This window comes from Flavobacterium esculini (assembly GCF_048284325.1).
Taxonomy (GTDB): Bacteria; Bacteroidota; Bacteroidia; order Flavobacteriales; family Flavobacteriaceae; genus Flavobacterium.
In genome coordinates, this window is the sequence record NZ_JBLVPI010000011.1 from 119,694 (window position 1) to 143,723 (window position 24,030).

20 protein-coding genes are annotated in these 24,030 nt (G+C 33.7%); 8 read left to right on the forward strand and 12 right to left on the reverse strand.

The features are described 5' to 3' along the window. Positions 1-4 precede the first annotated feature (4 nt). From ACNQGG_RS11025 to ACNQGG_RS11035, 3 genes are all read right to left on the reverse strand, one after another. Positions 5-1,255: an MFS transporter gene (locus tag ACNQGG_RS11025; protein WP_417963938.1), complete on the reverse strand. Its 1,251-nt coding sequence runs from the start codon at positions 1,253-1,255 to the stop codon at positions 5-7. Between the two features lie 10 nt (positions 1,256-1,265). Beyond that, entirely contained in the window at positions 1,266-2,372 is a 1,107-nt protein-coding gene (locus ACNQGG_RS11030; protein ID WP_417963940.1) for an MBL fold metallo-hydrolase, read from the reverse strand. Positions 2,373-2,441: 69 nt separating this feature from the next. Continuing rightward, on the reverse strand, positions 2,442-3,005 hold the full coding sequence (locus ACNQGG_RS11035; protein ID WP_417963942.1) for a Crp/Fnr family transcriptional regulator: 564 nt from the start codon (positions 3,003-3,005) through the stop codon (positions 2,442-2,444). 578 nt (positions 3,006-3,583) lie between these two features. On the opposite strand from ACNQGG_RS11035, the gene ACNQGG_RS11040 reads away from it, so the two are divergent. The 4 genes from ACNQGG_RS11040 (at position 3,584) to ACNQGG_RS11055 (ending at position 9,785) form a co-directional block, all read left to right on the forward strand. Beyond that, positions 3,584-4,813, forward strand: a complete 1,230-nt coding sequence (locus tag ACNQGG_RS11040; protein ID WP_416858867.1) for a DUF4856 domain-containing protein — start codon at positions 3,584-3,586, stop codon at positions 4,811-4,813. A 70-nt stretch (positions 4,814-4,883) separates the two neighbouring features. Beyond that, the gene (locus ACNQGG_RS11045) at positions 4,884-5,999 is read left to right on the forward strand and encodes an imelysin family protein (RefSeq protein WP_417963944.1); all 1,116 of its coding nucleotides are present in this window, start codon (positions 4,884-4,886) and stop codon (positions 5,997-5,999) included. A 2-nt stretch (positions 6,000-6,001) separates the two neighbouring features. Continuing rightward, complete coding sequence (locus ACNQGG_RS11050; protein ID WP_417963946.1) at positions 6,002-7,369, forward strand: HTTM domain-containing protein; 1,368 nt, start codon at positions 6,002-6,004, stop codon at positions 7,367-7,369. Beyond that, the gene (locus ACNQGG_RS11055) at positions 7,350-9,785 is read left to right on the forward strand and encodes a TonB-dependent receptor domain-containing protein (RefSeq protein ID WP_417963982.1); all 2,436 of its coding nucleotides are present in this window, start codon (positions 7,350-7,352) and stop codon (positions 9,783-9,785) included. The genes ACNQGG_RS11050 and ACNQGG_RS11055 overlap by 20 nt, the downstream gene beginning before the upstream one ends. 98 nt (positions 9,786-9,883) lie before the next feature. On the opposite strand, the gene ACNQGG_RS11060 is transcribed toward ACNQGG_RS11055, so the two are convergent. The 6 genes from ACNQGG_RS11060 to ACNQGG_RS11085 form a co-directional block, all read right to left on the reverse strand. Then, positions 9,884-10,738, reverse strand: a complete 855-nt coding sequence (locus tag ACNQGG_RS11060) for a universal stress protein (protein ID WP_417963948.1) — start codon at positions 10,736-10,738, stop codon at positions 9,884-9,886. Between the two features lie 59 nt (positions 10,739-10,797). Further along, positions 10,798-11,712, reverse strand: coding sequence for a TerC family protein (locus ACNQGG_RS11065; protein ID WP_417963950.1), 915 nt, complete (start codon positions 11,710-11,712; stop codon positions 10,798-10,800). 679 nt (positions 11,713-12,391) lie between these two features. Further along, positions 12,392-12,826 (reverse strand): phosphate-starvation-inducible PsiE family protein, encoded by a 435-nt coding sequence (locus tag ACNQGG_RS11070; RefSeq protein WP_417963952.1) that lies wholly within the window; start codon positions 12,824-12,826, stop codon positions 12,392-12,394. Between the two features lie 540 nt (positions 12,827-13,366). Next, positions 13,367-13,507, reverse strand: a complete 141-nt coding sequence (locus tag ACNQGG_RS11075; protein ID WP_416858873.1) for a hypothetical protein — start codon at positions 13,505-13,507, stop codon at positions 13,367-13,369. An 80-nt stretch (positions 13,508-13,587) separates the two neighbouring features. Further along, on the reverse strand, positions 13,588-14,232 hold the full coding sequence (locus ACNQGG_RS11080) for a carbonic anhydrase family protein (protein WP_416858874.1): 645 nt from the start codon (positions 14,230-14,232) through the stop codon (positions 13,588-13,590). A 36-nt stretch (positions 14,233-14,268) separates the two neighbouring features. After that, positions 14,269-15,822 carry a SulP family inorganic anion transporter gene (locus tag ACNQGG_RS11085; protein ID WP_417963954.1) on the reverse strand — a complete coding sequence of 518 codons (1,554 nt, stop codon included), beginning with the start codon at positions 15,820-15,822 and terminating at the stop codon, positions 14,269-14,271. Positions 15,823-16,071: 249 nt separating this feature from the next. Here ACNQGG_RS11085 and ACNQGG_RS11090 point away from each other — a divergent pair, with 249 nt between their 5' ends. The 3 genes from ACNQGG_RS11090 to ACNQGG_RS11100 all read left to right on the forward strand — a co-directional run bounded on the left by ACNQGG_RS11090 (position 16,072) and on the right by ACNQGG_RS11100 (position 19,364). Next, entirely contained in the window at positions 16,072-16,665 is a 594-nt protein-coding gene (locus ACNQGG_RS11090; protein WP_417963956.1) for a TetR/AcrR family transcriptional regulator, read from the forward strand. A gap of 417 nt (positions 16,666-17,082) precedes the next feature. Then, positions 17,083-17,235, forward strand: a complete 153-nt coding sequence (locus ACNQGG_RS11095; RefSeq protein WP_417963958.1) for a hypothetical protein — start codon at positions 17,083-17,085, stop codon at positions 17,233-17,235. A gap of 266 nt (positions 17,236-17,501) precedes the next feature. Continuing rightward, a complete protein-coding gene (locus ACNQGG_RS11100; RefSeq protein ID WP_417963960.1) occupies positions 17,502-19,364 on the forward strand; it encodes an ABC-F family ATP-binding cassette domain-containing protein in 1,863 nt (620 codons plus the stop codon). A 137-nt stretch (positions 19,365-19,501) separates the two neighbouring features. Here ACNQGG_RS11100 and ACNQGG_RS11105 read toward each other — a convergent pair whose 3' ends face one another. Both ACNQGG_RS11105 and ACNQGG_RS11110 read right to left on the reverse strand, forming a co-directional pair. Beyond that, positions 19,502-19,807: a hypothetical protein gene (locus tag ACNQGG_RS11105; RefSeq protein WP_416856753.1), complete on the reverse strand. Its 306-nt coding sequence runs from the start codon at positions 19,805-19,807 to the stop codon at positions 19,502-19,504. A 472-nt stretch (positions 19,808-20,279) separates the two neighbouring features. Then, entirely contained in the window at positions 20,280-21,830 is a 1,551-nt protein-coding gene (locus ACNQGG_RS11110) for an SDR family NAD(P)-dependent oxidoreductase (protein WP_417963962.1), read from the reverse strand. A gap of 299 nt (positions 21,831-22,129) precedes the next feature. Between ACNQGG_RS11110 and ACNQGG_RS11115 the strand changes: the two genes are divergently transcribed. After that, positions 22,130-22,936, forward strand: a complete 807-nt coding sequence (locus ACNQGG_RS11115; protein ID WP_417963964.1) for an O-methyltransferase — start codon at positions 22,130-22,132, stop codon at positions 22,934-22,936. 59 nt (positions 22,937-22,995) lie between these two features. Here the strand turns inward: ACNQGG_RS11115 and ACNQGG_RS11120 are convergent, their stop codons facing one another. Continuing rightward, positions 22,996-23,670, reverse strand: coding sequence for a hypothetical protein (locus tag ACNQGG_RS11120; RefSeq protein ID WP_417963966.1), 675 nt, complete (start codon positions 23,668-23,670; stop codon positions 22,996-22,998). Positions 23,671-24,030: the final 360 nt, after the last annotated feature.

The window sequence follows — 24,030 nt, forward strand, 5'->3', positions numbered from 1 at the left end:
CTATTTACTTTCTGTTAGCGGTGAGAAAAAAGAAAAGCGGTCTTTTTAATTGTGTTTTACAGGACATTCTATAAATAATAATAATTGCAGAAATAATGGTAAGTATTCCAATAGTTCCAATAGAAAATTCAATACTTAAAAAATCTGTCAAAATACCTGTTACTAGTGCGCCTATCACATACCCTAAATCTCTCCAAAATCGAAACACTCCAATAGTTTTTGCTCTCTGTTCCGGATTTGTATCTTCTGCAATACTTGATAAGAAGGTTGGATAAACAATTGCAGTTCCAATCCCTAATAGTATTGAAATCGTAATGTAATGAAAAATTGTTGTAGAAAAAACTAAACATAATATTGCCAACCCTTGCAACAACATTCCCCAAAAAAGTAAATCTTTTTTACAATAAATGTCCGAAAGTTTTCCTGTTATTAGTTGTCCTAAGCCCCAAACAATTGGATATGTTGCTGTAATTATTCCAATATTGTCAATTCCAAAACCTCGTTGCGCCAATAATACTGGCATTATTCCCCAAATCATTGCATCATTTAAATTGTTTACTAATCCTGCCTGAGTTACAGAACCTAAATTTTTGTGCAGCCAACTTGTTTCTGTAAATGTGTTTTTTAAGAGTGGAATAGTATTATTTATTTGTGTTTCTTTTTTTACGTGCCCAGAAGTATCTTTTACAAAAAACCACGTTAGTAAAGTTCCAAGAATTACAATTACAATTCCTATCCAAAAAGGGTAGGGTCTTAGCCCATAATTACTGGCTATTATACTTGTCGAATAAGCTACAAGCCCTAATGTTCCATAACCTGCAAACTCATTTAACCCCATGGCAAAGCCTCTTTGTTTCTCGCCAACTAAGTCCATTTTCATTACTACGGTGCTTGACCAGGTTAGTCCTTGATTGATACCAAGCAAAACATTGGCAAATAAAATCCAGTTCCAATTGTTAGCATAAATGAGAATAAACGGAACAGGAATACCAATAAGCCAACCATATAACAATAACCTTTTTCTACCAAATCTATTGGCTATAGCTCCCGCGAGATAATTTGTTATGGCTTTAAATAAACCAAATAGTACGATGAATGATAAAACAATTGAAGTCGATGAAAGATGAAATTCTTTTTCTGCAATTTCAGGCAATAAAGTTCTTTCCAATCCTATCATTCCGCCAACAAGCGCATTGATAAAAACCAATAACCAAAATTGTTTCCAGTTTTCTTTTAATCCTAATTTGATTTCCATTCTTAATTGGTTACAAAATTGCACATCTATTTGCTCCAGCTTCTAAATCAATTGGATTTATATCGCTAAAATCACCTTTTAAATTCAAATCAACAATTGATAGATAATTGGCAGGTGTTGGTGGGATACGTTGCAAAATGGCATTTGTAAAATCATTTTCATTTAATTGTAGTATCGATACATTATTTTTTACAAAACCAATACTTGTTTGAATAGGTTGATTATCAAAATCAATAGGCTGGCTTGTATGAGAAGGTAATACAATAGTATTTTCGTCAAGTGCTAACAATGTTTGTAATGATTGATAAAGATTTTTTGTTTTTTCTAATGCTTCATCATTATTAGCCTTTAAATCGGGTCTTCCCACACCATTTATAAATAGAGTGTCACCTGTTAATAATACTTTCTCGTCTACTAAAAATGTGGTACTTTCTAAAGTGTGTCCAGGGGTTTTAATTGCTTTGATTTTAATGTCTCCTAATTCAAAAATAATGTTGTCATTTATTGGCTCAAAGGCAAAGATTACTTTATTCGAGTAAGGAAGAAATAAAGGGACATCCTTTTTATCAGCTAATTGTTTTGATCTGGAAATGTGATCAGCGTGAATGTGTGTTTCGATTACATATTTTAAAGTAAGACTTTCTTGCTCTAAAATTTGTTCGTAAACTTCAATGGGAAGAGAAGCATCAACTATAAAAGCTTCCTTATTTGAAACCACAATGTATGAAAGACAGCCTTTACCTGTTCTTCTTAATTGAATAATTTCAAAATTAGGAAAAGTAATTTTGGCAGTATTCCAAGATAAACTCCAGCCTCTCATTCCTCCTTCCAAAGAATAAGCATCAAAACCTTGATTTTGTAACATTTCAGCACCAATTAAACTGGTTTTTCCACCAGCACAAATTACGACCGCTGGAATATTCTTATCAAGATGCAAACCTAGAAATGCAGTATCGTCGTTTACTTTTAATTTATCATAAGCATTTATGTGAATACTCTGAGGAATATACCATTCCGCACGTTCCTGAATAGGTCTAATGTCGATTATTAAAACTTCTTTTCCGGTTTCTAACCAGTCACGAAGTGTTTTGGTGTCAATAGTTTTTATGTGTGTCATTTTGTAATTCTTTTTATTTCACAAATGTCTACACATAAAAAAGCTATTCCTTTAACATATGATAAATAATCACCTAATCGCCCTGATACGACTTAAGCTAACTTGTGTGATGCCCAGGTAAGAAGCAATGAGTTTTAGCGGGACTTTTTTCAAAACATTAGGTTCTTCAGAAATTAATGCCGTATATCGCTCTTCGGCAGAATGAAATTGAATTCCTTCAATTCTATTTACAGTGTCCACGTACGCAGTTTCAAAAATTTTACGAAATAATCTTTCAATCTCAGGAAATGTGTCGTACAATTTAAAAAGTTGTGTAGCATTAATAGCTACTACTTCGCTGTCTTCTAAAATTTGTATTGCTTTTCGAGATGGTTTACCAGTAAATAAACTTTCCACTCGTGCAAGAATATTATTTTCGAAAGCGAAACTTTCGGTAATATCGATACCATCTTTATAATAATAAATTCGGGCCATTCCTTTATTTATAAAGTAGATTGTTTTACACGTATGCCCAATGGATTGTAAGTCTTGACTCTTTTTAATATTAATAATAGAGCAGATCTCAGTAATAGCATTTTCAGCTTCTTTGGAAAGTGGATTATGTATTCTAAAATACTGGAAGAGTAAAGTCATTGTTGAATTTATTTCAAATTTAGCTAATTTACTTTACTCTTTCAGTGAATTATTTTGGGTTAATATTTGGTAAACTAACTTTTGGAGATTATACGAAATGATAGTAGTTTGTTCTTTATTATTGTCTGATAAATCAATTTATTTAATAAACTGTTCATATCTTAGTTTACTTTCTTATCCAAAACCTTTATTGAATTCAAATCAATTAGGTGTTGATATGTTTATTCTCTCATAACTCAATTGGACAGCTTTGTCTTTAAAAGCTTTGTCATAAATTTTGCACACTTGTTTCATAGGTTAAAATTAAGATTATTTCTTAACTTTATGTGATTGCTAGGTTAGGATGTCCAGTATAACTTTTTCTTCAAACTATAATGCGATAAGCACAGCAATAATGCTGCATCAGAAATTAAGAATAGTTGCCTAACTGCTGTTAATAATTAAATTTTAGCAAAAAAAAATAGAATTTTGTTAAGTCACTATATTTTATTTAGAATAAATTTAAATAAAAATTTGTTTGTTATCGTTTAGGTTTTATATTTGCATAAATTATTTTAATTCAATCTAAATTAATCGAAATGAACTTTAAAAAAACATCTCTTTCCGCATTATCAATTCTATCTTTAGCACTTGCTTCTTGTTCAAATGACGACACACCGGCTGAAGAAACTTTTAACTATACCGTTCCGGCAACTTACACATTCGAAAGAAACGCAGTGACTTCTGTAGATTATTCAGGACAATCGAGCCGTTTATTAATGCTTGATGAGATGGGAAAATATTTTAGTACAGCCGCAACAAACGGAACTGTAGCTGATGATGCGGTTTTGTCTGAAATGTATTTAAACACAAACAATCGTTTTACTGGTGCGGGTTTAAACACTTCAGGGAAACAATTAAAAGATAAAACGGCTGCTTCAAAAGATTATTTTTCATTATATCTTGGCGGTGGTTCAATAGCTGAACAAGTAAGTGTTCGTAATTTATTTGAAACCCAATTCGACAATGCTGATGCTGCCAGTCAAGGAGCAACTGCTTCAGCGGGTGTTGCAGGTGTTTATTTAGATGGAACAAGCAAACGCTTATTTGCAGCAAATGGATTAGAGCCTCAACAAGTTTTATTAAAAGGAATGATGGGCGCTTGTTTTATGGATCAAATAGCTAATAATTATTTAAGTTTAAATAAATTAGATGAAAGCACCAATAAAGCAGACAATACTGCTAAAATTTTAGTTGCAGGTAAATCCTACACAACAATGGAGCACACTTGGGATGAAGCTTATGGTTATATTTATGGAGCAGATAATTTAACTGTTACGCCAAACACTTTCAAATTCTGGAGCAGTTATATCAATCAAGTTAATGCCGATACTGACTTTAACACTCTTAAAGCCGATATTGATTTGGCTTTCCGTAAAGGTAGAGCAGCAATTGTTGCCAATGATTATAAAGTTCGTGATGCACAAATTGATATTATAAAAGCAAAATTAGCAATAATTCCTGCGGTTAGAGCAGTATTTTATTTGCAAGAAGGAAAAGGTAAATTAGCAACTGATAATGGTGCAAAAGCTTTTCATGCTTTGACTGAAGCTTATGGATTTATTATGTCACTGCGTTATACAAATAAACCAGGAACAAATAGTCCCTATTTTACAAAAGCAGAAGTAGATGCAATGTTAGCCTCTATGGTAAGCGGAACAAATGGTCTGTGGGCTATCGATACATTGGGAGCAAAACTAGATGTTATATCTCTACAAATTGCAACAAAATTTGGTTTTACAGTTGCTCAAGCAGCAACAGTAAATTAATTCAATAAAAAACAAGGCAAGAGAAATTAACTTCTCTTGCTTTTTGTACTTTTGTGAAAATTTTTAAGAAATGAAAAAAATACTATTAATTTTAAGTCTTATTATTATAGTTGTAGCTTGCTCATCAAATGAGGGAGAAAACAATAGTGACGGAAATAATTATGATAGAACGGCACTTTTAACAAATTGGGCAGATAATATCATTGTTCCAAGTTATGTAAATTATCAAGCAAAGGTTCAAACATTGATAACTAACACAAATACTTTTGTTACAACTCCAACTGAAGCAAATCTTCAAACGGTTAGAACTTCTTGGTTGGAAGCTTACAAAGCCTATCAATATGTATCGATGTATAATTTGGGTAAAGCAGAGGAAATCAATTTTAATATGGCTTCCAATACTTATCCAACAAATACAATCGGTATAGAATCAAATATTTCCTCCGGAATTTACAATCTGGCATTGTTGTCTCAACTTGACAAACAAGGTTTTCCAGCATTGGATTATTTGATAAATGGTTTGAGCACAAATGACGCATCAATTGTTGGTTTTTATACTACAAATACAAATGCTGCAAATTACAAGCAGTATCTAACAGCTGTTGTGAGCAAACTAAAAACAAATATCGACGCAGTTGTAACAGACTGGAATTCAGGATTTAGAAATAGCTACGTAGCCAATAACGGGACTTCGGTAAGTAGCTCAGTAAACAAAACAACAAATTTATTTGTAAAAAACTTTGAAAAAGACATTCGTACCGGTAAAATAGGAATTCCAGCAGGCGTTTTTTCAAGTGGTGTTAAATATCCGGAAAAAGTGGAAGGGTATTATAAAAATGATATTTCAAAAGAATTGTTGAATGCTTCAATAAAAGCAACTCAAGATTTTTTTAATGGAAAACATTTCAATAGTACAACAACTGGAGAAGGCTTAAAAACCTATTTAGATTTTTTAAATTCGATTAGAAATGGTCAAAAACTAAGCGATATTATAAACAATCAATTTGCTACTATTTATACTGTAAACAATACGCTTAACAATAGTTTTTCACAGCAAGTAAATACTGATAATTCAAAAATGATTGCCGCTTATGATGCTTTACAGCAAAATATAATCTATACAAAACTAGATATGATGCAAGCATTAAACATCACTATTGATTATGTAGATGGAGATGGCGATTAATTATGGGTTTTAGCATAACAAAATATCTAAATAAATATTCAGAGGCATCAACGCTAGCTTTTTTTAGGCTAGCGTTTGGCTTTATGATGGTTTTAAGTCTCATACGATTTGTGAGTTATGGTTGGATTGAAAAGTTTTATATCCAACCCCTATTTCACTTTACGTATTATGGTTTTGAGTGGGTAAAGCCTCTTGGGAATTATACATATTTATTATTTTTCATTTCAGGGTTAGCTGCTTTATTTGTAGCCATTGGATACAAATATAAATTATCGATCATTACCTTTTTCCTGAGCTTTACCTACATAGAATTTATGGATAAAACCACTTACCTGAACCATTATTACTTTATTACGGTGGTAAGTTTTATACTGATTTTTTTACCGGCAAATGCCTTTTTTTCTATTGATGCCTATAGAAATCCTAAAATAGCCTTTCAGAAAATCCCGAGTTGGACTATTGATATTTTAAAATTGTTGTTAGGAATTGTCTATTTTTATGCAGGCTTGGCAAAACTCAATTCCGACTGGCTTTTTGAAGCTATGCCACTCAAAATATGGTTACCCAATAATTCCAATTTACCCATAATCGGTTCTTTATTAAATGAAAATTGGGTGCATTATGCGTTCAGTTGGACAGGAATGATTTACGATTTAAGTATCCCTTTTTTATTATTATATAAACGAACCCGATTATTCGCTTTTGCTTTAGTGGTAGTATTCCATATTCTGACTAAAATTCTGTTCCCAATTGGTGTTTTTCCGTATATAATGATTGCAAGTTCATTGCTCTTTTTTGATGCGGATTTTCATAAAAAGTGTTTGCAAACTATTTCAAAATTATTCAATTTCAGTATAACTTTCTTTGAGAACGGAAAAGAAAAAATTCAGAATTTCAATGGGATTTATAAAACTAAAATAGCCTTTTTAACCTGTTTTATAACTTTCCAATTACTGTTTCCCTTTCGATATTTATTATATCCGGACGAATTATTCTGGACCGAGGAAGGATTTCGATTTTCATGGCGCGTGATGCTTATGGAAAAAGCCGGTTATACACAATTTATTGTTACCGATGCGAAAACGAAAGAAAATATAATGATAAACAACAGTGATTTTTTAACCACTTTTCAGGAAAAGCAAATGTCGTTTCAACCGGATTTTATTTTAGAATACGCACATTTTTTACACGATTATTACCAAAAACAAGGTATTCATAACCCGGAAGTTAGAGTAGAAAGCTACGTCGCTCTCAATGGAAGATTAAGTCAAAAATATATCAATCCAACAATAAATTTAGCCAAAGAAAATGAAACATTCCATCACAAAACTTGGATATTACCTTTCAACGATGAAATTAAAGGATTTTAGTTGCATCCTATTTTTATTGTTTACAATAAATAGTTTTTCCCAATATAAAATTTCAGGAATAACTACAGCTGACAATGGTAGAATATTGGCTTCCGTTGAAGTATATAATAGATTTTCCGGGACTAAATACCTATCTAACGCTAAAGGAGAGTTTTCAATAGAATTAGACAAATCAGGCAATTATGAACTCGTTTTTTATAAAGAAAATTATGCCTTTTTAGAAAAAACAGTTTCAACATCTGAAGAAAGTATTGTTATTATTTTAGATAAAATCACCAACCTTTCGGAAGTATTTATTAATACACAAAAGGAAAAAATATTTGCACTCAATAAATTAAAGGATATTGATGAAACCGCCATTTATGCCGGAAAGAAAACCGAAGTGATCTCGTTAAACAAACTTACGGCAAACAAGGCAACCAATAATGCACGTCAAATATTTGCTCAAGTTGTAGGATTAACAATCAACGAAAGTTCAGATGGAGGTTTACAATTAAGCATTGGCGGTCGTGGATTGGATCCAAACCGAACATCCAATTTTAATACCCGACAAAACGGTTATGATATCAGTGCCGATGTTTTGGGTTATCCCGAAAGTTATTATGCAACACCTACCGAGGCTCTCGAAGAAATTCAAGTAATTCGCGGTGCAGCATCATTGCAATATGGAACCCAATTTGGCGGATTAGTAAATTTTAAATTAAAAACGCCAAGCAAAAAACCATTCGAATTTACAACAAGAAATACCATTGGATCTTATGGTTTGTTTACCAATTTCACTTCATTAAGCGGTACAAAAGATAAATTCAGTTACTACACCTTTTATAATTACAAGCAAGGAAATGGTTTTAGATCCAATTCTGAATTCGAGAGTAAAAATTATTTTGGAAATTTAAATTATCAATTCAACGATAAAACTTCCGTGCATTTTGACTACACTTATTTTAATTATTTAGCCCAACAAGCCGGCGGATTGACCGATGTGATGTTTAACGACAACCCATCACAAAGCAACAGAACCAGGAATTGGTTTGCAGTTAATTGGAACTTATTTGCATTGCGCTTAAAACATAAATTTAATGCTAATGCCGATTTTTCACTGCAATTATTTGGGCTAGATGCTAGTCGCAAAGCTGTTGGATATCGTTCCAATAGAGTTTCTAATCCTGATGTATTAGGAACGGAAAGAGATTTAATAGTAGGGAAATTTGTCAATTGGGGTGCTGAAGCACGATTTTTAAAACGGTACAAAATAAAAAACAACATCAGTGCTTTTTTAATTGGAGCCAAATATTACCAATCTGAAAATTCCGGAATTCAAGGTCCGGGAAGCTCTGGTAGTGATGCCAATTTTGATGTTACTGATGCAGAATTCCCTTTTTATCAAAATCAATCCAATTATACATATCCGAACTTGAATGTATCTGTTTTTGGAGAGAATATCTTTAAAATAACGCCTAATTTCTCTGTTACTCCCGGTTTTAGATTTGAAAAAATAAAAACACAAGCCGAAGGTTCTTATCGGAAAATAAATCTTGATTTAGCAGGAAATGTGATTTTAGACGAAACTAAGTTTGAAAATAATATAAAAGACAGAAACTTTGTTTTATTAGGAGTTGGATTAAGCTATAAACCACGAAACAGAATTGAATTTTATGGAAATGTTTCACAAAACTATCGCTCTGTAACTTTTAATGATATTCGAACCGTAAGTCCAAGTCAGGTGATTGATGAAAATATTACAGATGAAAAAGGCTATACTTCGGATATTGGAATTCGCGGGCAAATAGGCGACAAAGTAACTTTTGACGCAAGTGTTTACGGATTGTATTATGATGATAAAATTGGTGAATATGAAACTAGAAATCCCAATGGTTCAGCAGCAATAGTAAGATTTCGAGATAATATTGGAACAGCAGTGACGTATGGTTTTGAAACGATGTTCGATTGGAGTTTAAATAAAACATTTTTCAAACAAAACGACAACTTTTCTTGGAATGTATTCTCCAATATCGCTATTACCAATTCGGAATATCTAAAATCGGACGCACCAAATATTGAAGGGAACAAAGTGGAATTTGTACCGCTTTACAACATAAAAACAGGAACAGGAATTGGGTATAAAAACTTTATTTCAAGTGTACAATTCACCTATGTATCTTCTCAATTTACGGAAGCAAACAACAGTAAAACAGATGTAAATGACAATACATATGGTATTTTTGGTCAAATCCCAGCCTATTATGTAGCTGATTTTTCAACTTCCTACAAATGGAAAAGCTGGAAACTGGAAGCTGGAATTACTAATTTCACAAACAATAGTTATTTTACAAGGAGAGCTACTGGTTATCCAGGTCCAGGAATAATACCTTCTGATACCAGAACTTTTTATACAACTTTAGAATTTGTGTTTTAGAGTAATAAAAGTTTACTGATCTTCTCCTAAAGTTGTTGGTAAGTATTAAAATCAGTCAATTAGTGGAAGTTGCCCATGAGTATTTTTACCATTTTTTTTTATCTCTCCATTTCTTGGCCTTCTATTTTATTAAATACAAGCAACGGTACTTTGGCATTAAAAGAATAATTGGCTGAGTTACTGGAGAAAAATATTTTGTCGAAAAAACTTCTGTTTTGTTGCGTGAACATAATCATCATGGAGGGTTTTGACTGCTTAATTACCGCTTCTATGTTTGAAATTAAACTCTTGGCCAGATTGATATTTTCGATATGCAGTTTAATATTATGCTTTGAATTTTTTTTTACCAATTCATCTATGGTGTTTTTATTTGTTGTGATTTCGGTGGGGTAATTGAAATGGAGTATTTCAACTTTTGCCTTTAATGGCTTTGTGAATTCAATTACTTTTTCCAGTTCATTTTCAAGATTTACAAGATCGGAGGCATAAATGACGCTATTTATCTCACTTCGACGATAATTGTGGGGTACGGCTATAACAGGGACTATTGAATGGGAGATTAGACTGGAAGTGTTTGTACCGAATATTTTTTTTAGTTTTCCTGAGCCTCTGGTGCTGATGCAGATAAAACTGAATTTATTTTCCTGAGCATATTCCCTGACATTGCTGTCTGCAAAAACAGCACTTTTTATTACACACTTTTTATTTTCGGAAACAACATCAATGTCCCTATAAACCGATTCTACAAATTGGTTCAGTTTTTTTTGAATTTTATCCGCTTCTGTTTTTTCATAATCAACGAAGATGGCATCACTCCTTGATGTAAGATTTGCAATGTAATAGGAATGAAAAAAAGTTAACTCAAATTTATGTTGGGATGCCAATTGAATGGCAAAACGCAACCCTGCTTTTGAGTTAGAAGAAAAATCGGTGGTAACAAGAATTTTATCCATTATCTTTTATATTGATTGTTATTATAGCCAAAAACTATTTAATTTAGTGATTAAACCTATTATAATCTCTTGTTAGACATCAATGATGCTGCTATGCTCAAGATTAAAATAACAACAATTACCAACAATGCAATTTGTATTGGCAATTTGTAGAAATCAACCAGCAACATTTTGAGCCCGACAAATATTAATATCAAAGCAAGTCCCTTCGACAAATACCGGAACTTATCCATCATTCCTGCCAGTGCAAAATACAAAGAGCGCAAGCCAAGTATTGCAAACACATTTGATGTATAAACAATAAAATGGTCTTGTGTGATTGCCAGTATTGCAGGAATGCTATCTGCCGCAAAAATCAAATCGGTGGTTTCAATCAACACCAATACTAAAAACAAAGGCGTTGCAAACCGTTTTCCATCTTGTTTTACAAAAAATTTACCCCCATGCAGTTCATTAGTAACAGGCATTACTCTTCTGAATAATTTTATAAGTGGATTTTTCTCTGGCTCAATTATTATCTCCTTTTGCGTAAGCATCTTATATCCTGTATAAATCAGTATCGCTCCGAAAACATAAATCGTCCAATGGAATTTTTCGAGTAACGCCACTCCCGCAAAAATAAAAGCAGCCCTCATTATTAACGCTCCGATAATTCCCCAAAACAAAATTTTATGCTGATGAATCGCCGGAGTTTTGAAATAAGAAAAAATTAAAACGAATACAAAAATATTGTCTACGCTCAATGCTTTTTCAATTATGTAGCCCGTAAAAAACTCCAATGCTTTTACCTCACCTTGCCAATAATAAATAAGCCCATTGAAGCACATGGCAAGTGTTATCCAAACCCCTGTCCAAATCATGGCTTCTTTAATGCTTATTTCATGCGCTTTACGATTAAACACACCTAAATCCAATGCAAGCATCAACAATACAAATACATTAAAGCCAATCCAAAAACTCAAATCCGTTTGCATATTCGCATCTTGTTTAATTATCCATCACGCTTATTTCATCAAATTCATTTGGTTAATTTTTACAGTTTACCAAAATGTTTGTCTATTGAATCTTACTAAAACACTTTTCTATTTCGATGGTCTGATAGTCTGCGTCTGCAAGTCGTTCGGGGTTTACTTGTACAAACTGTATGGAACGAAAGCACTTCTTAAAGGTACTAAACTTTATGGCAAATGCCAATCAAAATGTTATACCGCAAAAAAAGCACTTGCAGCTTACACGAATCCTTTACAGTTTGTGATGCCTATGCAATTGATTTTATAGTCATCCCTATTCTTGTTTGTTTTTTTTCATATACGGTTCGCATTGTTTTTCTATAATACGCTGCAAGTTTGACACAAATGTTGTGGCATAAAAATCTTGTTTAATACTCCAAACGGCATGACCACTAAATTATTCTTGTTGATGTTGTTGATGTACTTTGCCTGTAAATGATATTAGGCCCTTCTCTTGCAAGCGCTTCCCGACTTCTGTTGTACTAAGACCTTCAGAGGAAGCTTTGAGACCCTCTAATACATTATTGTATGAAACTGAAGCCATTCTTTATTGGACTATGCTACTCATGAAATCTTCAGTTATTGTTGCTTAATTATCTAAAGAAATTAAAATTATTCAGAAATAGGTGCTACTGAAATTTGTTTAGGGTTTGTTTTGTGGTGTCTTACAATATTTTAATAAAAAATAAGTAAGACCGAGTGCAGCAATTAATAAAGCTAAACTTATAATAATATTACTATTTGTTTGCTGTATATCTAGTGTGATTATTTTAGTTGAAATAGCAATAATTGAGATTTCTACAATAGGAATAGTAGGAATTATATTGGAAGAAATAATTAATAGCAATGCTTTTATAAGTTCATATCCAACCGCAATAATCAATATCAAATTAAATACTTCGAATAAGGTGGAAACATCAATCAATAAATAAGGAGGGGCAGTAATTTTTTTAAATTCTAAATAGATAAGATGTAATGTACCCAGTATTAAACTTAAAGTCATTATGCCAATTAAAACACGAATTACATTTTTATTAATACCTATAATTATTCTTAAAAATTTATCTTCGCTCTTCATAACATTTTTTTTTTACGGATTAAAGTTCGAGATTAATTGTTTCAATTTTTAATCTTTGGCTAGACAAATCGGCAAAAAGCCCTCCAAAAATTGATCTTAAGTTTTCGATATTTTATGTTTGTCCTCTGTGTCAATTTTATCAGGTTGTCTTTTACGCTAATAAAGTCCTGTTATTACAAGTAAATTTAGTTATAAAAATGTGGACCTTTACCAATATAATTGTTTTTTTGTTTTTCACCCCTGTTCGCAACAAACTTTGTTGCGGTTTTTTCAGTCCTTCTACTCTTCGCCATTGGTATTCTGTATGAGTGCAATTTTTGGACTTATTTTAAATGTACTGGTGTAGGCAAGCCAGCCAATACTATTTATTATCCGTAATTCTTTGTTCCTGCGAATACGAATTACCTCCTATTCCAGTAAGCACCAAAAAGAACATTAATTATTTTAAGAACATCATAAGCGGTTAAATATAAAAACGTGTAGCCGAATTATAACTACACGTTTTGTGAATACTATTTTTTTATTTTTTTGTGGCGCGTTCTAATCTATCGTTAATGGATTTTCTAGCGCATCCTCTTTTCTGGCAATTTCTCCCGAAAAAGTTCCCAATGTATCAGTGTCAAATTTATCGGATACAATGCAACTTACTCCTAATTCATTTTCAAGAATTGGTGCAATCACGTTTTCTTTTTATGCTTAGTTGCTTTAAAAAGTTTTCTACCTTGAAACATACTAGTTATTCGTTAAAACTTATTTCAATCTTATCTATTTACAATCATGGTATCATCATAGAAAGTTACTATACCAGTTGTAATATCATGTGTTCCTCCTACAATTCCGATCTCACCTTTTTCTATCATTTCTTTTAGAATTGGGCTGCGCTCCATCATGGCATGCACCGTTCTTTTTACATTTATGGTAGCCACTTTTTCTACGAACTCCCCATTACTTGAACTGCGATTTTCGGTTTCGGTTTTTTCATCGTAAACTGCGGGTTGAATTTTACTTAACAGAGCGGTTAAGTTCCCCATTTCCACATGATCACATGCGCCTTTTATGGCACCACATTTTGTATGCCCCAAAACAACAATTATTTTCGATCCAGCCACTTTACAAGCGAACTCCATGCTACCTAAAATATCTTCGTTAATAATATTGCCCGCAATACGAACACTAAAAACGTCTCCCAAACCTTGGTCAAAAATCAACTCCGCCGAAGTTCGAGAGTCTATGCAACTCAAAATAACGGCAAAAGGGTGTTGCCCATCCGATGTTTCATTAGCCTGCTGCAAAAGGTTACGGTTTATTTTAAGATTATTCACAAATCTTTTATTACCTTCTTTTAATATATCAATCGCCATTGTAGGGGTAATGGCATCTTGCATTTCTTTGTTTAATGTTTTCATTGTTCTCTGTTTTTTATTTTTTAAAAAATTTCTGTTTTAAGCCGGTTCGATACAGTTTATTTTTTCAACCGTTATGTTCTTGGTCTTGGCATTAATCTGATAGTCTTTTATGAATTCTACCACATCATAATCAATGGATTTGGAATTAGAGCAGTCAATAATCACTTTTGAATTTGCAGGGATGCTATCCAGCGCTTGTATGACACTTGGTTTATTGAAAAATGAAACCTCTTCGGCCAAAACAATATGATGCACTTCATGTCCCTCTTCGGTAGTCGTAACATCTTTCAATTGGTACGAATTTCGGTAGCTGTGACGCAAAGCATAAAAGCCGCCCAATAGCATCCCTACGGTAATCCCTTTTAGCAGATCGGTTGCCAAAATAGTGGCAACTGTAGCGGCAAAAGGAATAAACTGCTCCCATCCTAATTTATACATCTCTTTAAAAAGAGCCGGTTTGGCCAATTTATAACCTACCATCAATAAAATAGCCGCCAAACTTGCCAATGGTATCATATTCAATACACTTGCAATAGTAATGGCACTCAACAGCAGAAAGAAACCGTGAAGGATAGCGGACATTTTTGTTTTTCCGCCAAAAGATATATTTGCCGAACTTCGAACAATTACTTGCGTAATAGGTAACCCACCAATTAAACCAGAAATTATATTTCCTAAACCTTGTGCTTTTAGCTCTCTATTGGCTGGCGTAATTCTTTTATCGGGGTCTAATTTATCGGTTGCCTCAACACTTAATAAAGTTTCTAAACTACCCACAATAGCGATTATAATAGCGACTTTATACACTTCTAGATTAGATAACGCGGTAAAATCAGGCAAAGTAAACTGCCCGAAAAATTCTGAAACGGAATGTGGCACCGGTAACCGTACCACTTGGTCGGCAGCTAAACTAAAATTCAGCATTTCGTTTTGGTAAAAATAATTCATCACAATACCCAATGCCACCACCACGATTGGCCCTTGTATCAATTGGAATATTTTATGTTTTTTTGTCAATACCTTATCCCACAATATCAGTATAGCCAAGGATATTACTCCAATAAGCACTGCCCCTGGCGTTATAAATTCAAATGCTTTAAAAATCTCAGAAAACGTATTTTGTCCATCCGACTGCAAAAAAGCATCATCCCCAACAGCGTCTTTGTCCCAGCCTAATGCGTGGGGTATTTGTTTTAGTATAATCAAAAGACCAATACCGGTAAGCATCCCCTTAATAACAGAAGACGGAAAAAAGTAAGCAACAAAGCCCGCTTTGGCATATCCCAAAATCAGTTGGATAATTCCTGCCAAAACAACTGCCGTTAAAAATGCTGTCCATGAACCCCCAAGCGAAGCAATAGAAGTTAGAACAATAACTGCCAATCCGGCAGCAGGCCCACTGACACCCAAAGGCGAGCCACTGGAAACACCCACCACAATACCTCCGACAATACCCGCGATAATACCAGCAAACAATGGCGCACCTGATGCCAATGCGATACCAAGACATAACGGAACGGCTACGAAAAACACAACAATACTTGCGGGCAAGTCGTATTTCAGTTCTTTAAACATACTTTTTAATTCCATAATCGGTTTTTTTTAGTTTGACACGGCAAAGATAGAAATTATATTATTAATGATAGTAACACTATCATTAATAATAGTAAAATAAATTTTAGCTATATTTGCCAAAGAAAGTTGAAGCTTTTTCAGTCATTTATTATACAACGACCAATCAATACAAGGATACAAATGGAGCTACAATTGCAAATAAAAATGAATGAGGCGTTATTTCTCCGTAATCCTAAACAGACAGAGTTGGGAAAAAAGATTCTTATGCACAGCATTCAATTGATCTACCAAAGCGGCTTCGAAACCTTTACCTTTAAAAAATTAGCAAAAGACATTGGTACAACCGAAGCGGGTATTTACCGATACTTTGAAAACAAACATCGCTTACTGTTATATCTTGTAGCTTGGTATTGGAGTTGGCTTGAATACCAGATAAGCTTTCATACCAATAATATTAATGACCCCATTATTAGATTAAAAAAGGTAATCAAATTATTAGCGACAACAGTAACAGATGATAAAAAAACAAGTTATATTAACGAAAGTCTATTGCATCAAATTGTTATTTCAGAAGGTTCAAAAGCATATTTAACAAAGCATGTAAGCGAAGACAATAGACACCATTTTTTCAAACCCTATAAAGACCTTTGTGCAGTTATAGGTGATTTAATTTCAGAATGTAATCCGAAGTACAAATACCCGAAATCATTAGCTACCACCATTATTGAAATGGCTCATTTTCAGAATTTTTTCATGAACAACTTGCCTTCACTTACCGATTTTGGAAAAAATAAGGACGAGGCAAAAATCATTTCTTTTCTTGATGATTTGGTGTTTTTCAGTATAAATAAAATTTAGTTTTCAATGAGATGTCTGTCATTCGAAGGGGATTCACAATAAAATTGAAAACAATTGTTCGTTTGCTATTTAGAATATTTTAAATGACTACAAAACCTATCTCGTCCGAAGTGGAACCGTTTTGAGTTCCATTTAGAAATACAGGAAACACTGTCAAGTGCTTCTTTTGTTGTACAACTTCGTTTGCAATGTATGCTCCAAATCAAGACCATTGAAAAAAAACTCAGAGGTTTTGACAATGCAATGGCTGAGACAAGTTATCGTTACCAAGAACTTTATTGGGCAGGACAAGACTAAAACTGGGAATATGCCGACTGTCAATTATAAAAAATAAAAATCGCCATTGCAAACGGATTAGAACGCAGACCAAAAAGAGCAAAATCAGCAGAACACTTTTTGAATTATGTTTTTCACGAAATGAAAAAATCAGTAGAAAGCAAAGGCACAGCCGTTTTCAACAAAGGATTACAAACTATGACAATTAACTGCAACAGCGGTCACGCAATGGAGAAAGCCCCATTTTTCAGCGGTCAAATCCCAATTAACAGACAATCTCCAATAAAAAAATAGGATGTTCAAAAAAATCATTCATACAGACAACTCAAAAACTACAATCTTAATCAGACTGATGGTTGGAGCTGTATTTCTTTCAGAAGGTATTCAGAAATTTTTATTTTCTGATACACTTGGAGCAGGACAGCTATCTTTTTTTGTTTGATTCAAAAAAGGTATCTTTGCACCGTCCATATTAAACTCCTATTTAAAATTAGAGACCTAATTAGAGACCTCTTCATTTTAAACATACATAAAAGCTTTATTTTAAGCACTATTAGACCATGAATTACCTATCTGTAGAAAATATATCGAAATCTTTTGGAGAAAGAACGCTTTTTGAAAACATTTCTTTTGGAATCAATAAAGACCAAAAAATTGCCTTCATAGCCAAAAATGGCTCTGGAAAAACTACTATCATGAGTATTATTAATGGTCTTGACGAACCAGATACGGGACAAGTAGTTTTGAGAAAAGGTATAAAAATGGCTTTCCTTTCGCAAAATAACAACTTGCAAGATGAATTGACGATTGAGGAAAGCATTTTCGCATCGGATAATGAGACTTTGAAAGTGATTGAGGCGTATGAAAAAGCATTAGAAAATCCTGAAGATGAAGAAGCATACCAAAAAGCTTTTGACGGAATGGATCAGCATAATGCCTGGGATTTTGAAACGCAATACAAGCAAATTTTGTTCAAACTGAAGTTGGAAGATTTCAAACTTAAAGTAAAGAATCTTTCCGGTGGACAGAAAAAAAGATTATCACTGGCTATCATTCTAATTAATCGTCCTGATTTATTGATTCTGGATGAACCTACTAATCACTTGGATTTAGAGATGATTGAATGGCTGGAAAGCTATTTTGCCAAAGAAAACATTACGTTGTTTATGGTGACGCACGACCGTTTCTTTTTGGAGCGTGTTTGTAATGAAATCATCGAATTAGACAACGGGAAATTATACCAATACAAAGGAAATTACTCGTATTATTTAGAGAAAAAAGAGGAACGCATCGCATCCGAGAATTCGAGTGTGGATAAAGCACAAAACCTTTTTGTAAAAGAATTAGAATGGATGCGACGTCAGCCAAAAGCGAGAACGACCAAGTCGAAATCGCGTCAGGATGATTTTTATGATATCAAGGAAAAAGCGCAAAGTCGCCGTCGTGAAAATAAAGTGGAACTTGAAATTAATATGGAGCGCATGGGAAGCAAGATAATCGAGCTTCACAAAATTTCCAAGAAATTCAAGGATCATGTGATCATGGACAATTTCAGTTTTGATTTTCAACGTGGGGAACGCATTGGAATCATTGGAAAAAATGGAACTGGAAAATCAACTTTCTTGAATTTATTGACCGGAACTTTACCGCTTGATGGTGGAAAAGTAGTGATTGGTGAAACGATAAAAGTAGGTTACTATACACAAAGTGGAATTAACCCTAAACCGGGTCAGCGTGTGATTGATGTGATTAAGGAATACGGAGAATTTATTCCATTGATGAAAGGGAAATTGATTTCGGCTTCGCAATTGCTGGAGCGTTTCTTGTTTGATTCTAAAAAACAATACGATTTTGTGGATCGATTGAGTGGTGGCGAATTGAAACGTTTGTATTTGTGTACGGTTTTGATTCAGAATCCAAACTTTTTGATTCTGGATGAGCCTACCAATGATTTGGATATTGTAACGCTGAATGTTTTGGAAAGCTTCCTTTTGGATTATCCGGGTTGCTTAGTTGTGGTTTCTCACGACAGGTATTTCATGGATAAAATTGTGGATCACTTATTCATTTTTAGAGGTGATGGTGTCGTGGAAGATTTCCCTGGAAACTATTCTGATTTTAGAGCCTACGAAGACAGTGCTGATGTGGCTCAAAAAGAGGAAAACAAAGCTGACAAGAAAGACTGGAAACAAAACAATCCAACAGGAAACCTGACCTTCAACGAGCAAAAAGAATTCCAAAAAACGGAACGAGAAATAAAAGATTTAGAGATTCAAAAAACAACTATCGAGCAATTATTCTCAGACGGAAAAATTACTGAAGCTGATATTGAAAAGAAAGCTAATGAATTGAAAAACATCATCAATAAAATTGAAGAGAAAGAGGAACGATGGTTTGAGCTTTCGGCTAAGATAGAAGGATAAAATTAGTATTCAGTGTTCAGTCGCAGTTTGCAGCATGAACACTAAAGTTTACAAATCGCATTTTAAATAAAAACCACAACAAAATCTAATTTCTGTTGTGGTTTTCATTTTATAAACTAGTAGCTTTTGCAAATGGGTTATGCCAAAAACAAGGTCTTCTTGTGATAATTATATAAATTCGAATCATAAAGGGTTACTTTAGGCGCGATTTTTTCGGAAGAAGCATCAAACTTGATACCGTTGTATTTGCGGAACAAGTAAATCTCTTTCAAACAATTAGCCAAACTCTTATGGATTAAGGTCTTAAAAGTCGGCAATTTTTTGTCTCCTACCAATAAATCAATTTGGTAATTCGAACTCGTTTTCGATATATTATTTCCGATGATTCTTACCGTAAATTTTGTCGGAATTCCGTTTTGTTCCCCTTGATACTCTATCACCATAGTATTTAAAATTAAAATGTGGTTAAATTAGATAATGTTTAAACTTTTACATTTATTGAATTCTATATTAAAGATACTAATATAAAGAAAACTGCACAATAACAGCCCATAAATTATTAATTTACAACAAAACTAATTAATAAAACGGTTTTGAACCTAATTTAAAACTCTAAAAATTTCATAAATTATTGGGCAGTCCGGATTTACAATCCGTGTTGGCAAATTTTGGGCAATAAAAAACCCACAACAAAATATAATTCTGCTCTGGGTTTTATATATCGTTAAGAATGTCAAATACATCCCAACAACAAATTAAAAATATTTTTCTAAAAAACAATCCTATAAGAAATAGATGCACAAGATAAGCTAACTTAAATGTACTTCTATTACTTAAATGGTTTAAAGTCTGGATCTTGCTTTTTATTTATTTGTCATAATCCACTTTATAGACAATTATGTCATTTTATAAAAACTACCAAGGAATAGGGTTGTAATCTTTCAAAAACTTCCCACACCAATGCTTTCCTGTATTAATACCGTCAAACAACGGATCCATAACCCTTGCAGCTCCATCCACAATGTCTAATGGCGGTTGAAAATCTTCTTCTTCCTGTTTTCTTTTGGCTAACTCTGCCGGATCTTCATCAGTAACCCAACCCGTATCCACCGCATTCATAAAAATTCCGTCTTTTGCCAAAGTTCCTGAAGAAGTGTGCGTCAGCATATTCAAAGCGGCTTTAGCCATATTAGTATGAGGATGACGGTCTTCCTTGAAAAAGCGATGAAACTTCCCCTCCATAGCCGAAACATTAATGATGTGCTTTTGTCCGGTATTGTCTTTCTTCATCACTTCCGAAAGGCGGTTGCACAATACAAATGGCGCAACCGAATTCACCAACTGTACTTCAATCATCTCCGTTGTTTCTATTTGTCCCAATCGCAAACGCCAGCTGTTGGTCTTTCTTAAATCCACTTGCTGCAAATCGGCGTCGAGTTCTCCTTCCGGAAAAACTTCATTTGCCACCAGTGCGTTATCAAACGAATACGGAATCTGCGATAATTTGGCGGAAGCCCGCAACCCAATTCCCGGTTCTGGTCCATGCCAAGTCACTGGCATATTTTGATTCGAAGAAACTCCTGATGTCAATACTTTTAATTCATCCAAACAATTGGTATGATCCAGTAATAATTCTTGCGCTTGTTGCGGTAAAGAAGCGATAGGAAGTTCTTCATTTTCCATTAAATGGGTATAGAATCCCGCGGGACGTCTCACGGTTTGTGCCGCATTATTAATCAAGATATCCAAACGCTCATACTTTTGCTCTATGAAATTGCAAAAAATCTCCACACTGGGAATATGTCGTAAATCCAATCCATGAATTTTCAAACGATGTCCCCAATCCATAAAATCATCTTCTTTAGAAAAACGCAATGCTGAGTCCACCGGAAAACGAGTCGTTGCAATAACAGTTGCGCCTCCGCGTAAAAGCATCAACGTAATGTGATAGCCTATTTTTAGACGAGAGCCCGTAATAACAGCTACTTGCCCTTTTACATCTGCGGTTTGAAACCGTTTCGCATAATTAAAATCACCACAATCGGTACACATCGTATCATAAAAGTGGTGCATTTTAGTAAACTCGGTTTTACAGACATAACAATTTCTGGGAGTTTCCAGTTCTAATTGTTCTTTGAGAGCGAGATGGTTCATCGCCAATAATTTTGGTGCCACAAAAACACTCGCTTCACGGGCATGTCTGATTCCGGTTTCCTTGCGGGCAGTTCGGTCGCGCTTTTCCATTTTTCTTTTGACAGCTAACTTTCCGTCCTTTTTTCTACGGGAAAGTTCATCACGATCGGGTCTGGAAAACATTCCTGCGGCTTTGATTAAGGCCGTTCGTTGTTCTTTTGGGATATCAAATATTTGGTCTGTATCCGTATTCAATTGTGCCAAAATAGCGATGCATCGGTCAATTTCTTCCGAGCTTATGGCAGTCTTATTTTCTATTGCTGATGTTGTCATTATATAAAACAGGCATTTTTATTAGCAAAAATACCAAGGGTGCAAATATACTATTTAAAGTGAATAGTATCTAGAGAAGTGATTCGTGTAATACCTGAATTATTACTAATCCCCAAGGCATACGCTTTAGGAATTAAACTTTTAAGATATTTTCACATTAGAATCTGCGTAAATCTGTAAAATCTGCCTGAAAAATATAGGACCGCAGATTTTACAAATTTACGCAGATTATTCACTCCACACTACTTACTCCTTTTTTGTATCTTCGTGCCTTCTTTATAAAAGCATTAATACTCTTTATGTTATTCCAAATAAAATCGTACTTACAATTCCTTTGGCACTCAAGAAATGAGCATGCGGTACATTCGCCATTTGTGTTTACTTTATTAACAAAATGCTTTTATGACAAAAAATCAAAACCCGAATATGCAGTTCTAAGAAATTACAGAAAATCCCTTTTAGAAAACAACACTACAATCGAAGTTACCGATTTTGGTGCAGGTTCGAAAGTTTTCAAATCTAATAAAAGAAAAATTTCCAAGATTGCCAGAACGGCTGGAATTTCTCCAAAACGAGCCCAATTATTATTTAGAATCACTAATTATTTACAGCTGGACCCGAGCGACAGCGAACAGGCGAAGCAATCTATTTTAGAAATTGGTACTTCATTAGGATTAGCGACTACTGCCCTTTCTTTGGGTAATTTAAAAGCAAAAACAATCACTTTAGAAGGTTGTCCGGAAACAGCAAAACAAGCCCAATTGCAATTTCAAAAATTCAATTTCAATACCATAAAGTCCGAAATAACAGAGTTCAGTACTTATTTGCTAAACTGTACACTGAACACTGAACACTACCAACTAGTCTATTTCGACGGCAATCACTCCAAGAAAGCAACACTGGAATATTTCGAACTTTTGTTGCCAACGATTACCAACGAAACCTTGTGGGTATTCGACGATATACATTGGTCACCAGAAATGGAAGAAGCTTGGGAAATCATAAAAAAACATCCAAAAGTGACCGTTACGATTGATACATTCCAGTGGGGTTTGGTATTTTTTAGAAGAGAACAGCCCAAAGAGCATTTTATAATTCGCATTTAATGCAAAAAAAATGACAGTCATTGCTGACTGTCATTTCTAACCTTGAATTAGTAAGTCGTTTATTCTTTTGCTCTTTTCATTTCTCCTGATTTTGCACCCATTCTATTCACTTTCAACATTGGAGCAAATTTGAATTTTAAAGCAGCAATTTTTCTGTTATCTTCAGACGAAAGTCCTTCTTTTTCAACAGTATTTTTTCTGCTGTCCAATGCTTCGTACATTAATTTAATTTCATCCCAGTCTTCACGTGAATAACTGTCTTTATTATCTTCAGCAGTATGGATGAATTGTTGGTAAACACTATGAATATTAGCTGCGTTTACCCAACTAAAGTTCATATCATCTCCAATTTTTCCTTGACCAAACAAAGCATTTCTTAATTGTTGTTTTGAATTTACTGGCGCAGCAACAATTTCTTGTTCCGCTTTTTCAGCTTCATATTTAGCTTTTAAAGCTTCATATTTGGCTCTACTTGCAGCAAGACGTTCTTGCGCTGCCGCATTATCTTTCATGTTTGCAATAGCAGCTTCAGCTTCTCCGCTTTTCAATTCATAAGTTGCTTCAATCCCCTGCCAATTCCCTTTAGCATCTTCTGCTGCAACATTACCTACTGAATCTACGTACATAACATAACTATCAACAGTTTTCTCTGCTTGTTCCGCTTTCTCATCCTTACAAGAGGTAAACCCTAAAGCGATTACCGCTACACCTAATAATAACTTTTTACTTTCCATAATTTCTTGATTTGATTAAATATTATCATGTAAATTTAAGCAACATTATTCGATTCGTAATTATAATCCAAAAATCTTATAAATATTACATGTAATTATGAAATAAAAAAAAATAAAGTGGGAATTATATAAATTAACCTTTAAATAGTATAAATAATTACGGCCCAATTCTATGTATTAAAAATTGTATTTTAAAAGAAATAAGCAAAATTGCAATTATTTGATTTTTGAAAAAGGTAGTTCTTATTTAAAATTGAAGAGAAAACCTGTAACAAATTTAAAAAATGACTACTTATCAATAATTCGAAAGTCTTTTGTACTTTTAAAATCAAAAATCGTTAATCAGCAATCAAAATCCCA